Source organism: Microbacterium sp. HSID17254 (assembly GCF_003989315.1).
Classification (GTDB): Bacteria; Actinomycetota; Actinomycetes; order Actinomycetales; family Microbacteriaceae; genus Microbacterium.
In genome coordinates this window covers 46,508-60,938 of record NZ_RBLT01000021.1, presented here as the reverse complement: position 1 = coordinate 60,938, position 14,431 = coordinate 46,508, and the positions used below count along the sequence as shown (strand labels likewise).

The following is a 14,431-nucleotide window of genomic DNA, read 5'->3' as shown; positions in this document are numbered from 1 at the left end:
ATCGGCCGACGCGACGCGGGTCGCCCGTCGCGGGGACGGTCCGGCGGTCGAGGTCGTGCGACCGTCGCTGCAGCTCCTCGTGCAGGACGCGGGACGCCCCGGTTTCGCGGCGCTGGGCGTCTCGGCCTCCGGCGTCGCCGATCGGGTCGCGATGCACGCGGCGAACCGGGCCGTGGGCAACACGCCGGCGGCGGCTGTGCTGGAGAGCGTCGGCGGGGCCGTGCTGCGCTTCCACGGCGCAGGTGTGGCCGCCGTCACCGGGGCCACGGGTTCGCTCACGCTCACCGACGCCGACGGCATCGAGCGCACGCTCCTCCCCGGCGTGCCGTTCGCGACCGTCGACGGCGACGAGCTCACGCTGGGCCATCCCGAGCGCGGTCTCCGGTCCGTGATCGCCGTCCGCGGCGGCTTCGCTCCGGCTGCGGCGCTCGACAGCCGCGCGACCGACACGCTCGCCGGGCTGGGTCCCGCGCCGTTGGCCGCCGGCGATCTCCTTCCGATCGGGGCTGCCGCCGTGGCCGCCGTGGAGCCGGATCCGGTGCCGCGCGCCCTTCCCGCAGCCGGGGAGCTGGCCACGCTGGAGATCACGCTCGGGCCCCGCGACGACTGGTTCACCGCTGCCGGCCTCGACGCGCTCACCGGGCAGGAGTGGACGGTCACGCCGCGCTCCGACCGCGTGGGCATCCGCCTGCACGGCGACGTGCCCCTGGAACGCGCGGTCGGCGGCGAGCTGCCGAGCGAAGGCGCCGTGACCGGGGCCATCCAGGTGCCGCCGGACGGCCAGCCCGTGCTCTTCCTCCCCGATCATCCGCTCACCGGCGGCTATCCCATCATCGGTGCCCTCACCGACCGCAGCCTCGACCTCGCCGCTCAGCTCCCGCCGGGCGTACGGGTGCGCTTCACCGTCAAGGAGACCTCATGACCTCTGTGCTGATCGCCAACCGCGGCGAGATCGCGGTCCGCGTGATCCGCGCGTGCGCCGAGGCCGGCTACACGTCGGTCGCCGTCTACGCCGATCAGGACGCGGATGCCCTTCACGTGCGGCTCGCGGACGAGGCGATCGGCCTCGACGGCGACACCGCGGCGACGACGTACCTGTCCATCGAGGCGCTGATCGACGCGGCTCGCCGCAGCGGCGCCGACGCCGTGCACCCCGGCTACGGCTTCCTGTCCGAGAGTGCTGCCTTCGCGCGGGCCGTCGAAGACGCCGGACTCGTGTGGATCGGGCCGTCGCCGGAGAGCATCGACGCGCTCGGCGACAAGATGACCGCGCGCCGGATCGCGCAGCGCGTCGGCGCCCCGCTCGCCGCGGGCACGGATCAGCCGCTGTCCGGGCCGCAGGAGGCGGTGGCGTTCGCCGAGGAGCACGGTCTGCCCATCGCCATCAAGGCCGCGTTCGGCGGCGGAGGCCGAGGGCTCAAGGTCGTCCGCGAGCTGTCGGAGGTCGCCGACGCGTTCGACGCGGCCACCCGCGAGGCGACCGCCGCGTTCGGCCGCGGGGAGTGCTTCGTGGAGCGCTTCCTGGAGAGTCCGCGGCACATCGAGGTGCAGGTGCTCGGCGACGGGCGCGGCGGCGTGGTCGTCGTGGGCGACCGCGACTGCTCGATGCAGCGCCGCAACCAGAAGCTCATCGAGGAGGCTCCTGCGCCCGGTCTGGCGGCGGCGCAGCGGACGGCGTTCCACGACGCGGCACGGGCGATCTGTGCCGAGGTGCAGTACCGCGGCGCCGGCACGGTCGAGTTCCTCCTCGCCGCGGACGGCACGATCTCGTTCCTCGAGGTGAACACCCGGCTGCAGGTGGAGCACCCCGTGACCGAGGAGGTCACCGGGACCGACCTCGTCCGCGAGCAGTTCCGTATCGCGTTCGGCGAGGGGCCGTCCTTCACCGAGACCCCGGCGCCGACCGGGCATGCGTTCGAGTTCCGCATCAACGCCGAAGACCCCGGCCGCGGGTTCCTGCCCAGCCCCGGACGGGTGGACGGCCTGCGCATCCCCGGTGGACCCGGCGTGCGGTGGGACAGCGGCATCGAGGCCGGAGACACCGTGCAGCCCGCGTTCGACTCGATGATCGCGAAGCTCATCGTGCACGCGGACACCCGGGACGCGGCTCTCGTCCGTGCGCGTCGGGCCCTGCGGGAGCTCGCCGTCGAGGGTCCGGCGACCGTGATCCCGTTCGACCTCCGTGCCATCGACGACCCCGCGTTCGCGACTGCGACCTTCGCCGTGCACACCCAGTGGATCGAGACCGTGCTGCTCCCGGCACTGGAGGCGCAGCCACGCCCCGCGGTCGCCCCGGTCTCCGGGCTGCAGCGGTTCCCGGTGGAGATCGACGGCCGCCGCGTGATGCTCGGTCTGCCCGCGGAGCTGCTGGCGGGCATCGGCCGTTCAGCGGGAGAAGTCACGGCACCCGTGCCCTCGGCGGACCCCTCCGAGCTCCGGGCCCCCGCGCCGGGCACGCTCGTCCGCTGGCTCGTCGATGACGGAGCCGTGGTGGCCGAGGGAGACCCGGTGGCCGTGCTCGACGCGATGAAGATGGAGACCACGGTCACCGCGCACCGCGCCGGCACCCTCACCCCGTGCGCCGACACCGGCGCGACCCTCGCCGCCGACGCCCTCCTCGCCACGATCGCCTGACCCGTCCCCTCCCCCTCCCCATTCCGTCCCGCCCGCCCCGTCCGCCCCGTCCGGCCCCTCCCCGTCCCGCCCCTCCGCGTGCGCAGTGCAAAAACGCCCCTCCCACATCCCTCAGACGCCCCTTTCCGATCCCGCACGCTCTGACCCCGGCAGCGCCCCCGCGTGAGAGTGCGATTACGTTCCTCCCGCCCGCGGGGAACGCCCGTTTCTGATCCCGCCCCCTCCGACCCGGGAATGTCTCCCGTGTGCGAGCGCGATTAAGTCCCTCCCACCCGCCGGGCACGCCCGTTTCTGATCCCGCTCCCTCTGACTAGGAAACGTCTCCCGCGTGCGAGTGCGATGACGTTCCCCCGATGTACCGGGCACGCCCGTTTCTGATCCCGCCCCCTTTGGCCCGCGATGGTCCTCGCGTGCGAGTGCGGTTACGCCCATCCCACCCGCCGGGGAGGAGCCTTTCGACCTCGCACCGTGGGGGCCGGACCCGCGCGCACCGCGCGGGCCGGATGTTCCTGTCTGGAGAGTGCAAAACCGGCCCTCCCGCAGCCCGGCACGGCCCCATTTCGATCCCGCACGCGACGCGGCCGACCAAGGCCGAGCGAGTGCGAAAACGCCCCCTCCTCGTGAGAGGAAGGGGCGTTTTCCATCCGGGACGTGAACGCCTCGGGCTCGCGCACCCCTCCGGCACCGGGTGCGAGTGCGAAAACGGGCCTCCGCGGAGTGCGGGAGGGGCGAAAGCCGTCCCGCACGCTTCAGGGGCCGGGGCGGGACCTACGCGGGGTCGCCGCCGAGAGGGCCGACGGGCTCGAGAGGCTTCGGGTCGTCGGCACCCGTCTTCCGCGCGCGGGCGATGAGGTTGCCCAGGTGGTAAATCAGCAGCGCCGCGACCGTCCCCAGCACGATCCCGCCGAAGGCGAAGTCGCCGAGCTGCATCGTGAACCCGGCGATGCCGATCACGAGGGACACCGCGGCGGTGTACTGGTTGACCGGACGAGAGAAGTCGACGCGGCTGTCGACCCAGATCTTGATGCCGATGATCCCGATGAGGCCGTAGAGCGCCGTCGTCGCCCCGCCGAGCACGCCCGCGGGGATCGAGTTGAACACCTCGCCGACCTTGGGCGAGAACGCCAGGAGGATCGCGAACAGACCCGCCACCCAGTACACGGCGGTGGAGTACACGCGGGTCGCGGCCATGACGCCGATGTTCTCGCCGTAGGTCGTGGTGCCCGAGCCGCCGAAGCCGCCGGCGATGGTCGTGGCGACACCGTCGGCGATGAGGGCGCGACCGGTGTGGCGGTTGATCGCGGGGTCTTCGGTCATGGTCGCGACGCCGCGCACGTGACCGACGTTCTCCGCGATGAGCACGAGCACGACGGGCAGGAACATCGCGATGGTCGACCAGGTCCCCGGCCCGACGAAGTCCGGGAACTGGAAGTGCGGGAGGCCGATCCAGGGGGCGTCCGCGATGAGCTCCGCCGGGGTCTTGTCGCCACGGAGCGGGTTGGGCACCTCGAACGAGCCGTTGAACGCGGCCCAGATGAAGCCGACGGCGACGCCGAGGAAGATCGAGATGCGGCCGAGGAAGCCCCGGAAGAGCACCGCGAAGAGGATGATCGCGACGAGGGTGATCGTGGCGGTCACGGGGTCGAGCGCGAAATTGCTCCAGGCGGTGGGGGCGAGGTTGAAGCCGATGAGCGCGACGATGGCGCCGGCGACGACCGGGGGCATCAGGGCATCGACCCAGCGGAGGCCGACGAACTGCACGACGAGTCCGACGACCGCGAGGAGCACGCCCACCGCGACCACGCCCGCGAGGGCCGAGCCGGTGCCGCCTGCCGCGACGGCCGCGGTGATGGGGGCGATGAAGGCGAACGAGGAGCCGAGGTAGCTCGGCAGCTGGTTCTTCGTGATGAGGAGGAAGAGCAGCGTGCCGATGCCGCTGAAGAGCAGCGTGGTCGACACGGGGAAGCCGGTGAGCGTCGGCACGAGGAACGTGGCGCCGAACATGGCGACGACGTGCTGGGCGCCGATGGCGATGGTCGCGGGCCAGGACAGACGTTCCTCGGGGGTGACGACGGCGCCGGGCTCGACGGTGCGGCCGTTTCCGTGCAGCTTCCACAAAGCCATGCGGGCTCCTCAGGGTTCGGGATCGGGGGCGGAGTGCTGGAGCAACACTACCGATTCCTGAGTTTTCCCTGTGCGCCCGGAGGCGGCGGGGAGCGCGGCGTCAGGCTCCGAGGCGGTCGATGAGCTCGCGGTAGCGGGCGGCCGTCCGGGCCACGACCTCCTCGGGTAGCACGGGGGGCTCGCCCTGCTTGTCCCAGTTCGCCGCGAGCCAGTCGCGCACGATCTGCTTGTCGAAGCTTGCCATCCGCTCCGCCGGGGTCGACCCCGTGCGCCAGGCCTCGGCGTCCCAGTACCGGGAGGAGTCGCTCGTGAGGACCTCGTCGGCGAGGCGGAGGGTGCCGTCGGCGTCGGTCCCGAACTCGAACTTCGTGTCGGCGAGGATGAGGCCCTTCTCCTCGGCGATGGCCGCGGCCCGGCGGTAGATCGCGAGCGAGGCGTCGCGGAGCTCGGCCGCCCGGTCCGCTCCGACGAGCTCGACGACCCGGTCGAACGTGATGTTCTCGTCGTGTTCGCCCATCGGCGCCTTGTAGGCCGGGGTGAACAGCGGCTCGGGCAGGCGGTCGCCGTTCTGCAGCCCTTCCGGCAGGGCGATGCCGCACACGGTGCCGTGCTCCTGGTACTCGGCCCAGCCGGAGCCGGTGATGTACCCGCGCACGACGCACTCGATCGGCAGCATCTCGAGCGACTGGGCGAGCATGGCGCGATCGGCCACCTCCTCCGGCAGGTCGCCGTCCGTGAGGTGGTTCGGCACGTCGAGCTGGGCGAACCACCAGCGGCTGAGGCGCGTCAGCAGGGCGCCCTTGTCGGTGATGCCGGGGGAGAGCACGACGTCGAAGGCGCTCACCCGGTCGGACGCGACGACGAGGATGCGGGTGTCGGCCGGGTCCTCCGAGGCGTAGAGGTCGCGGACCTTTCCGGAGTAGAGGTGTCGCCACCCGGGGATGGCCTGCGCGTTTCCTGCGGACGGTGTGCTCACCCGCCCATTATCCCGGTGATGCGTGTTCTTCCGCGCCGAGACCCCGCGTTCGCGTCGAGACCCCGGGGTGTGCGCGTCGCGACCCCGGGGTCTCGCCGGAAATACGGGGTCTCGGCGGAGGGAGGGCGGGTGTATAGTCCATCTGGACTATTCGACGGGGCGACAGAGCAGGGGACGGGGGAGAGGCGTGGGGAAGAGCAGGGATGTGGTGGCGGGACTCACGCCGCTCGGGGTGATGGTGCTCGCGCTGCTCCGCGAGAGCGACATGCACCCGTACGAGATGGTGCGCCTGCTCCGCGCGCGTCACGACGACCGGCTCATCACCGTCACCAACGGCACGCTGTACCACACGGTCGCCCGGCTCCAGCGGGCCGGTCTGCTCGACGAGGTCGGCACGGATCGCGAGGGCAACCGACCGGAGCGGACGACCTACACCCTCACCGACGCCGGCCGGGAGGCGGTGGTCGCGTGGGTGCGTCGTGCCCTCCCGCGCATCGACCGCGAGACCGACGCCCGCGTCGCGCTCGCCGAGTCGCACAACCTCGACCGCGACGACGCCGTCGCGCTGCTGCAGGAGCGACGGGAGGCCCTCGTCGCCTCGTACGCGCTGCACCACGACGGCCTCGCCGCCGCCCGCACCAAAGGGGTCCCGCCGCAGGTCCTCGTCGAGATCGAACGACAGGAGGCGCTGCTCGACGCCGAGCTCCGCTGGCTCGACACCCTCCTCACCCGCCTCGACGGCGACGAGCTCCGCTGGGGCCCCGACGCCTTCGACGACACCGACCGCTACCGCGCCCAGCGAAAGGCTGCACAGCAATGACCGATTCCCGCCAGACCTCGGGGCCCGAGACGGGGCCCTTCGCCGCCGGTCACGCGCCGAAGAGTCCGTGGCCCGCGCTCTGGGCCCTCGTCATCGGGTTCTTCATGATCCTCGTCGACACCACGATCGTGTCCGTCGCGAACCCGGCGATCAAGGCCGCCCTCGACCCCGACACGAACAACCTCGACAACGTCGTGTGGGTCACCAGCGCCTACCTGCTCGCCTACGCCGTGCCGCTGCTCATCACCGGACGACTCGGCGACCGCTTCGGCCCGAAGAACATCTACCTCATCGGACTCGCGGTCTTCACCCTCGCCTCGCTCTGGTGCGGACTGTCGACGACGCTCGAGGGCCTTATCGCGGCCCGCGCGGTGCAGGGGCTCGGCGCCGCGTTCATGACGCCGCAGACCATGGCCGTCATCACCCGCACCTTCCCGCCGAACCGCCGCGGCGCGGCGATGGGCCTGTGGGGTGCCACGGCCGGCGTCGCCACGCTCGTCGGCCCCCTCGCGGGCGGTCTGCTCGTCGACGGCTTCGGGTGGGAGTGGATCTTCTTCGTCAACCTCCCCGTCGGCGTCGTCGCCTTCGTGCTCGCCTGGATCCTCGTGCCGAAGCTGAAGACCCACCCGCACCGGTTCGACCTCGTCGGCGTCGTGCTCAGCGCGGTCGCGCTCTTCCTCATCGTCTTCGGACTGCAGGAGGGCGAGAAGTACGACTGGGGAACCATCGCGGGACCGATCTCGGTCTGGGGTCTCATCATCGCCGGCGTCGTGGTGCTCGCGCTCTTCATCGTGCAGCAGGCGCGTACCCGCAGCGAACCTCTCGTGCCCCTCGCCCTCTTCCGCGACCGGAACTTCTCCGGCGCGAACGTGGCGATCGCGGCGGTCGGCTTCACGGTCACGAGCATGTCGCTGCCGATGATGTTCTTCCTGCAGACCGCGCGCGGCCTCACCCCGACCGAGGCCGCGATGCTGCTCATCCCGATGGCCGTGCTGTCGGGCGTGCTCGCCCCGGTCGCCGGTAAGATCCTGGACCGCGTCGACCCGCGCATCATCCTCGTCCCCGGTCTGCTCTGCGTCGCAGGCGCCCTGGTCTGGTACTCGGCCCTGACCACGATGGACACCCCGATCCTGATGTTCCTGCTGCCGTCCGCGCTCATGGGCATCGGCAATGCGGGCATGTGGGGGCCGCTGGCGACCACGGCCACGCGCAAGCTGCCGCCGCGACAGGCCGGTGCCGGCGCGGGCATCTACAACACCACCCGCACCATCGGCTCGGTCATCGGCTCCGCCTCGATCGCCGCGTTCATGCAGTCGCGGCTGGAGGCGAACCTCCCCGGTCTGGCCGACGCTCCGGCCGGCACCGGGAGCGGCGCGCTGCCGCCGCAGGTCGCCGAGGGCTTCGCGGCCGGCATGTCCCAGACGCTGCTGCTGCCCGCCGGTGTGATCCTCATCGCGCTGGTCGCCTCGCTGTTCCTCCGCGGGCAGGATCGGAAGGACGAGGCCGTCGCCGCGACCCCTCCGGCGTGACCGCGATGACCCCGACACGCCGGTATCCACGCGGGTTCCGGCGCTGTTCGGGGTCGCGCCGAGATTCCGGTGCGCGGGAGGAGCGGGGTTAGGGTGGATGGTCGGCGGCCGCCGGGTCGCCCTTCCGAACCCCGAGGAGCACTCGACGTGAGCCGCCACCCATCCTCTCCGCCGAGCCGTCTGCGGCGGTTCGGCCGCACCGCCGGCGCGACCGCTCTCGCCGCACTCGTCGCCGCCGGGGCGCTGCTTGCCGGAGCCGCGCCCGCCACCGCGGCCGACGACGGCGAGACCTACGTCATCGGCACCGACACGACCTTCGCGCCGTTCGAGTTCACGAACGAGTCCGGCGACCTGGTCGGCATCGACATGGACCTCCTGCGCGCGATCGCGGAGGACCAGGGCTTCGAGGTCGAGATCCGCCAGCTCGGCTTCGACGCCGCGGTGCAGGCGCTGCAGTCGAACCAGGTCGACGCCGTCATGGCCGGGATGTCGATCACCGAGGAGCGACAGCAGACCTTCGACTTCAGCGACCCGTACTTCACCAGCGGCGTGCAGCTCGGGGTGCTCGAGTCCAGCGACATCGAGTCCCTCGACGACCTCGACGGCAAGACCGTCGCGGTGAAGACCGGCACCCAGGGGCAGACCTTCGCCGAGGAGAACGCCGACGAGTACGGCTTCCGGATCACGCCCTACCAGGACACGACCGACATGGTCGATGCGGTGAAGGCCGGACAGGCCGTCGGCTACTTCGAGGACTTCCCCGTGCTCGCCTACGGCATCCAGCAGGGGTCGGGCTTCCGTCTCGTCGGCGAGCCCGCGCTCGGCGGCGAGTACGGCTTCGCGGTGAACAAGGGCGAGAACGCCGAGCTCCTGGAGATGTTCAACGCCGGCCTCGCCAACCTGCAGGACTCCGGCGAGTACGACGAGATCGTGGACACCTACCTCGCGACGGGTGACGACGCGCAGGAGGCGCAGCCCACCGACATCATCTCGGTCGCGGTGAAGTACTGGCCGGCCCTCATGCAGGGTCTGTGGCTCACCATCCTCGCCACGATCGTCGCGGTGATCGCGGCGTTCATCCTCGGGATCATCTTCGGCTTCGGACGCCTGTCGAAGTTCGCGCCGTTCCGCTGGATCGCGACGGCCTACGTCTACGTCTTCCGCGGGACCCCGATCCTGATCCAGGCGTTCTTCGTGTTCTTCGCCATCCCGCAGCTGATCCCCGACCTCAAGTTCGACCCGTTCGTGGCCGGTGCGATCACCCTGTCGCTGAACACCGGTGCGTACATGACGGAGATCATCCGCGGCGGCATCCAGGCCGTCGACCCCGGTCAGGCGGAGGCGTCGCGCTCGCTCGGCCTCAGCCACTGGAAGACGATGCGCAAGGTCGTGCTGCCGCAGGCGTTCCGGATCATGATCCCGTCGTTCGTGAACCAGGGCATCATCACGCTGAAGGACACCTCGCTCATCAGCGTCATCGGTCTCGCCGAGCTGACGTTCGTCTCGCGCCAGATCATCGCCTCGACGTATCTCTCGGCACAGGTGCTGACGATCGTCGCCATCATCTACTTCGTCGTGATCACGCTCCTGACGCTGCTCGCGAACCGCCTGGAGAGGAAGGCCAACGCATGAGCAAGATCGAGGTCAGGGACCTGCACAAGTCGTTCGGCGACAACGAGGTGCTCAAGGGCATCGATCTCACGGTCGAGGACGGAGAGGTCATCGCCGTGATCGGCCCCTCCGGCTCGGGCAAGTCGACGCTGCTGCGCTGCCTCAACAAGCTCGAGGAGCCGACGTCGGGGCACGTGATCATCGACGGGGTCGACCTCACCGACAAGAGCGTGAAGCTCGACGAGGTGCGCCAGCGCATCGGCATGGTGTTCCAGCACTTCAACCTGTTCCCGCACATGACCGTGCTGGAGAACATCACGCTCGCCCCGGTCGAGCTCGGCCGCATGACGAAGGTCGAGGCCCGCGACCGCGCCCGCTCGCTGCTCGAGCGCGTCGGCCTGTCGGAGAAGGCGGACGCGAAGCCCGCGTCGCTCTCCGGCGGTCAGAAGCAGCGCGTGGCCATCGCCCGTGCACTCGCGATGGACCCGGAGATCATGCTGTTCGACGAGGCCACCAGCGCTCTCGACCCGGAGATGGTCGGCGAGGTGCTGCAGGTCATCCGCGACCTCGCCGAGGGCGGCATGACCATGGTGCTCGTGACTCACGAGATGGGCTTCGCGCGCGAGGTGTCCGACCGCACGGTCTTCATGGACGGCGGAGTCGTGGTCGAGGAGGGGACTCCCGCCGACCTGTTCGGCGCCCCCAAGAACGAGCGCCTCCAGGACTTCCTGTCCAAGGTCCTCTGACCCCGTTCGAGTCGCGCAAATGGCTGCATCCCCGGTCGGGATGCAGCCATTTGCGCTACTTCAACGGGGACGGTCGCCGACGAATCGTCGCACTGACGAGAGCGGCGACGCCGCACAGGCCCGCGGCGGCGAACCAGGCCGCGGTGTAGTGGCCGGTGTGGTCCCGTACGAGCCCCGCGAGGACGGACGCGATGCCGGCGCCGATCTGGTGCGCCGCGAACACCCATCCGAAGACCAGGGGTCCGCGGTCGCGGAAGACCTCCCGGCAGAGGGCGATCGTCGGCGGCACCGTCGCGACCCAGTCCAGGCCGTAGATCACGATGAACACCACGATGCTCGGCTGCACCTCCGCCGAGAGCAGGCTCGGCAGGAACACCAGGCTCATGCCGCGGAGGGCGTAGTAGGCGGCGAGCAGGATGCGCGGATTCACCCGGTCGGTCAGCCATCCGGAGAACACGGTGCCGAGGATGTCGAACACGCCGACGACCGCGAGCAGGCCGGCGGCCGTCGTCGTCGGCATCCCATGGTCATGGGCGCTCGGGATGAAGTGCGTGCCGATCAGGCCGTTCGTCGTGGCGCCGCAGATAGCGAAACCGGCGGCCAGAGCCCAGAACGTCCGCGTGCGGGCGGCATCACGGAGCGTCGTCAGCGCGAGTCGAGCGGCACCCCACGCCGTCCCGCGGGGGCGCGGAGCGGAGGCGATGGGCTCCGCGCTCTCGCCATAGCGTGCGACGCCGAGGTCGCTCGGGCGGTTGCGGAGGAAGATCCAGACGAGGGGCACCACGGCGAGCGCGCCGCCCGCGATGACGAGCGAGGCTCCGCGCCAGCCGATGTCCTCCGCCGCGGCCGCGATCACCGGGAGGAAGATGAGCTGTCCCGTCGCGCTGCCGGCGGTGAGCACGCCCGAGACCAGCCCGCGCCGGGTGGCGAACCACGTGTCGGTGATGGTGGCCGCGAACACCAGAGCCATCGATCCCGTCCCGAGGCCGATCAGCACGCCCCACGTGAGGATGAGCTGGCCCGGTATCGCGACGAAGACGCTGAGCGCGGCCCCGGCGCCGATCACGAACAGCGCGACGACCGTCACCGCGCGGATGCCGAACCGTTGCATCAGCGCCGCGGCGAAAGGAGCGATCAGGCCGTAGAGCAGGAGGTTGACGGAGACGGCGAGGGAGAGCTCGGCCGTGGTCCAGCCGAACTCCTCCTCGAGCGGGACCATGAGCACCCCAGGGGCGGCGCGGAATCCCGCGGCGCCGATGAGGGCGATGAGGGCGACGAGGGCGACCGTCCACGCGGGGTGGAGGCGGCGACGGGTCTCGGCGGGGCGGTCGACGGACTCGGCGGTCATGCGGCGTGTCCGCCGTGCAGGGCGAAGGGCTCGCCGCCCATGCTCCGTCGCGCCCAGAGAGTGCTGTCGGCGTCGAGGGGAGCGGCGCACCGGGAGCACCAGTCCGCGGACTCGGCGGCGGTCCCGCACCGGGCACAGGACACGACCAGTCCCCACGGGCCCTCGGGGTCGGTGCGGCGGGAGAACCGTGCGTACGCATGCAGGATGGGCAGCGTCTCCTCGCCGGCTGCGGTGAGCCGGTACCCCTTCCGCCCTTCGCCGCGGTCGTCCCGGGTCACGAGTCCGGCCTCCGTCATCAGGGCGAGCCGACGTGCCAGGACCGAGTCCGCGGCGCCGGAGGCGTCTCGCAGCTCGTCGAACCGGGTGCGGCCCGAGAAGAGCTCTCGCAGGATGAGGAGAACCCACGGGTCGGCGATCACATCGGCGGCGCGGGCGATCGGGCAGGACGCGGAGGACCAGTCGGAGCGGAGCGGCATCCTGCTACTTTCTTGAAGAAAGTGAGGCTTGTCAAGCATCCGCTTCGAATCGCCCAAATGGCTGCATTCCCGGTCGGGATGCAGCCATTCGCGCTACTTCAACGGGGACGGTCGCCGAGCAGTGGGTCAGTCAGCGACGCGGGCAGCGATGTCGGTGCGGTGGTGGGACCCCTCGAGGCGGATGCGGCCGAGGGCGTCGTAGGCGCGGTCGCGGGCGGTGCGGAAGTCCGGGGCCACGGCGACGACGTTCAGGACACGGCCACCCGTCGCGATGAGCGAACCCCCCGGGGCGTCCGGGCTCGCGGTCGCGGCGTGCACCAGGCGGACGCCCTCCACGGCGGCGGCCTCGTCCAGACCCTCGATCGGGCGCCCGGTCTGCGGCGCCTCCGGGTACCCCTCGCTCGCCAGGACCACGGTGATCGCGACCTCGTCGCGGAACACGGGCTCCGGCTGGTCCTCGAGCGTGCCGGAGGCGGCGGCGAAGAGGAGCTGGGACAGCGGGGTCTCCAGTCGCGGCAGCACGACCTGGGTCTCCGGGTCGCCGAAGCGCGCGTTGAACTCGATCACACGCACGCCCTGCGGGGTGAGGATGAGCCCGGCGTAGAGGAGGCCGATGAACGGGGTCCCCTCCGCGTCGAGCTGCCGGACGACCGGGAGGGCGACGTCGCGGGTGACCTCTTCCACGAACGCCTGCTCGCTGCCGAACTGCTCCGCGAGCCAGGGCAGCGGGGAGTATGCCCCCATGCCGCCGGTGTTGGGGCCGGCGTCGCCGTCGAGGGCCCGCTTGAAGTCCTGTGCCGGGCTGAGCGCGCGCACGGTGTCGCCGTCGCTGAGGAAGAACAGCGAGACCTCGGGGCCGGACAGGAACTCCTCGACGAGGACGGGGCCGGCCGGGAGGTACTGCTCCGCGTGGGCCAGGGCCTCGGCGCGGTCGGAGGTGACGATGACGCCCTTGCCCGCAGCGAGCCCATCGGCCTTGACGACATAGGGGGCGCCCAGCTCGTCGAACGCGGACTCGACCTCGGCGACCGTGGCGGCGCGGACCGCGCGGCCCGTCGGCACACCGGCGGCGTCCATGACGCGCTTTGCGAAGGCCTTGGAGCCCTCGAGCTGCGCGGCGGCCTTGCCCGGCCCGAAGGCGGGGATGCCGCGGCCGCGGAGCTCGTCCGCGACGCCCGCCACGAGAGGGGCCTCCGGGCCGATGACGACGAGGTCGACCGCGTGCTCGTTCGCGAAGGCCGTGACCGCGGCGCCGTCGAGCGGGTCGAGGGCGACGGGTGTCGCGTCCTGCGCGATGCCGGCGTTGCCGGGGGCGACGAGGATCTCGTGCGCGGGGGACTCGGCGCGCAGCGCCAGGATGATCGCGTGCTCACGGGCACCGGAACCGAGGACGAGGATCTTCACCCGTCCAGCCTATCGAGGCGCGTGCGCGAGGTTTCGGTGGGTCCGGGTCAGAGCTCGATGGGGCGCTCGTCCGCCGTGTCCCAGGGCACGGTCCAACCGGTGGCGTCGAACAGAGCGTCGAGCACCATGGCGGTGAAGCCCCACACGATCGTGCCGTCGACGTCGAACGCGGGTCCGCGGAACGTGCGGCCGGCACGGGACAGGGTCGAGGTGAAGCGGGTCGCCGGGTCGAGGAGCTGCGCGACGGGGACGCGGAACACCTCGACGGTCTCCTCGTGGTCGACGGCGACGACGCGCGACGGCGACTGCCACCAGGCGAGCACCGGGGTGACCAGGTGGTTGCTCGCGGCGAGGGGGATCACGGGGAGCGTGGCGAGCACCTCGACTCCCGCGGGATCGAGGCCGGTCTCCTCCTCGGCCTCGCGCAGCGCCGTGGCGACGGCGTCGGCATCGGCCGCTTCGGCGCGCCCGCCGGGGAAGGAGACCTGGCCCGGATGCGAGGAGAGGGTCGGGGCGCGACGCTGCAGCAGGACGTCGAGGTCGCGCGCGACGGCCGCATCGACGGTCGGTGCGGGGATGCGGTCGAGGACGCCGAAGAGGATGAGCACCGAGGCGTCATGGGCGCGGCCCGGATCCGCGAGCGGAGGGATCGGCACGCTCCAGGAGTGGTCGGCCGCGGCGGCGAGCAGCTCGGCGCGGGCGCCCTGGGGATGCATGCTCATGCCATCGAGCTTATGACCGGGGCCGCCGCGGCGGATCTAGG

At 71.5% G+C, this 14,431-nt stretch carries 12 protein-coding genes; 6 read left to right on the top strand and 6 right to left on the bottom strand.

Annotation, left to right across the window (positions count from 1 at the left end):
• Positions 1 to 922: 5-oxoprolinase subunit C family protein (locus D8M34_RS12700; protein ID WP_148113056.1), on the top strand; the 922-nt coding region annotated here is incomplete at its 5' end.
• Positions 919 to 2,634 carry an acetyl/propionyl/methylcrotonyl-CoA carboxylase subunit alpha gene (locus D8M34_RS12695; RefSeq protein WP_126894189.1) on the top strand — a complete coding sequence of 572 codons (1,716 nt, stop codon included), beginning with the start codon at positions 919 to 921 and terminating at the stop codon, positions 2,632 to 2,634. The genes D8M34_RS12700 and D8M34_RS12695, both read left to right, overlap by 4 nt.
• A 768-nt stretch (positions 2,635 to 3,402) precedes the next feature.
• Here the strand turns inward: D8M34_RS12695 and D8M34_RS12690 are convergent.
• Both D8M34_RS12690 and D8M34_RS12685 read right to left on the bottom strand, forming a co-directional pair.
• Positions 3,403 to 4,758 carry a uracil-xanthine permease family protein gene (locus tag D8M34_RS12690; protein WP_126894188.1) on the bottom strand — a complete coding sequence of 452 codons (1,356 nt, stop codon included), beginning with the start codon at positions 4,756 to 4,758 and terminating at the stop codon, positions 3,403 to 3,405.
• Positions 4,759 to 4,858: 100 nt separating this feature from the next.
• On the bottom strand, positions 4,859 to 5,734 hold the full coding sequence (locus D8M34_RS12685; protein WP_025105721.1) for a phosphoribosylaminoimidazolesuccinocarboxamide synthase: 876 nt from the start codon (positions 5,732 to 5,734) through the stop codon (positions 4,859 to 4,861).
• Between the two features lie 187 nt (positions 5,735 to 5,921).
• Here D8M34_RS12685 and D8M34_RS12680 point away from each other — a divergent pair, with 187 nt between their 5' ends.
• The 4 genes from D8M34_RS12680 to D8M34_RS12665 all read left to right on the top strand — a co-directional run bounded on the left by D8M34_RS12680 (position 5,922) and on the right by D8M34_RS12665 (position 10,440).
• Positions 5,922 to 6,554: a PadR family transcriptional regulator gene (locus tag D8M34_RS12680; protein WP_308195654.1), complete on the top strand. Its 633-nt coding sequence runs from the start codon at positions 5,922 to 5,924 to the stop codon at positions 6,552 to 6,554.
• Positions 6,551 to 8,083, top strand: a complete 1,533-nt coding sequence (locus tag D8M34_RS12675) for a DHA2 family efflux MFS transporter permease subunit (RefSeq protein WP_062766128.1) — start codon at positions 6,551 to 6,553, stop codon at positions 8,081 to 8,083. Before D8M34_RS12680 ends, D8M34_RS12675 begins: the two co-directional genes overlap by 4 nt.
• Positions 8,084 to 8,230: 147 nt before the next feature.
• Positions 8,231 to 9,715, top strand: coding sequence for an amino acid ABC transporter substrate-binding protein/permease (locus D8M34_RS12670; protein WP_126894187.1), 1,485 nt, complete (start codon positions 8,231 to 8,233; stop codon positions 9,713 to 9,715).
• Positions 9,712 to 10,440 (top strand): amino acid ABC transporter ATP-binding protein, encoded by a 729-nt coding sequence (locus tag D8M34_RS12665; protein ID WP_062766131.1) that lies wholly within the window; start codon positions 9,712 to 9,714, stop codon positions 10,438 to 10,440. Before D8M34_RS12670 ends, D8M34_RS12665 begins: the two co-directional genes overlap by 4 nt.
• A gap of 55 nt (positions 10,441 to 10,495) precedes the next feature.
• Here D8M34_RS12665 and D8M34_RS12660 read toward each other — a convergent pair whose 3' ends face one another.
• The 4 genes from D8M34_RS12660 to D8M34_RS12645 all read right to left on the bottom strand — a co-directional run bounded on the left by D8M34_RS12660 (position 10,496) and on the right by D8M34_RS12645 (position 14,390).
• On the bottom strand, positions 10,496 to 11,788 hold the full coding sequence (locus D8M34_RS12660) for an MFS transporter (protein WP_126894186.1): 1,293 nt from the start codon (positions 11,786 to 11,788) through the stop codon (positions 10,496 to 10,498).
• A complete protein-coding gene (locus D8M34_RS12655; protein ID WP_161973070.1) occupies positions 11,785 to 12,264 on the bottom strand; it encodes a winged helix-turn-helix transcriptional regulator in 480 nt (159 codons plus the stop codon). The genes D8M34_RS12660 and D8M34_RS12655 overlap by 4 nt, the downstream gene beginning before the upstream one ends.
• 126 nt (positions 12,265 to 12,390) lie before the next feature.
• Positions 12,391 to 13,668, bottom strand: a complete 1,278-nt coding sequence (gene purD, locus D8M34_RS12650; RefSeq protein ID WP_126894184.1) for a phosphoribosylamine--glycine ligase — start codon at positions 13,666 to 13,668, stop codon at positions 12,391 to 12,393.
• A 47-nt stretch (positions 13,669 to 13,715) separates the two neighbouring features.
• On the bottom strand, positions 13,716 to 14,390 hold the full coding sequence (locus tag D8M34_RS12645; RefSeq protein WP_126894183.1) for an NUDIX hydrolase: 675 nt from the start codon (positions 14,388 to 14,390) through the stop codon (positions 13,716 to 13,718).
• Positions 14,391 to 14,431: the final 41 nt, after the last annotated feature.

What these genes read in the sequence shown, in the direction of transcription:
- D8M34_RS12675 (WP_062766128.1), top strand. Translation starts at nt 6,551, where the DNA reads ATGACCGATTCCCGCCAGACCTCGGGGCCCGAGACGGGGCCCTTCGCC.
- D8M34_RS12695 (WP_126894189.1), top strand. Translation starts at nt 919, where the DNA reads ATGACCTCTGTGCTGATCGCCAACCGCGGCGAGATCGCGGTCCGCGTG.
- D8M34_RS12660 (WP_126894186.1), bottom strand. Translation starts at nt 11,788, where the DNA reads ATGACCGCCGAGTCCGTCGACCGCCCCGCCGAGACCCGTCGCCGCCTC.
- D8M34_RS12690 (WP_126894188.1), bottom strand. Translation starts at nt 4,758, where the DNA reads ATGGCTTTGTGGAAGCTGCACGGAAACGGCCGCACCGTCGAGCCCGGC.
- D8M34_RS12665 (WP_062766131.1), top strand. Translation starts at nt 9,712, where the DNA reads ATGAGCAAGATCGAGGTCAGGGACCTGCACAAGTCGTTCGGCGACAAC.
- D8M34_RS12645 (WP_126894183.1), bottom strand. Translation starts at nt 14,390, where the DNA reads ATGAGCATGCATCCCCAGGGCGCCCGCGCCGAGCTGCTCGCCGCCGCG.
- D8M34_RS12655 (WP_161973070.1), bottom strand. Translation starts at nt 12,264, where the DNA reads ATGCCGCTCCGCTCCGACTGGTCCTCCGCGTCCTGCCCGATCGCCCGC.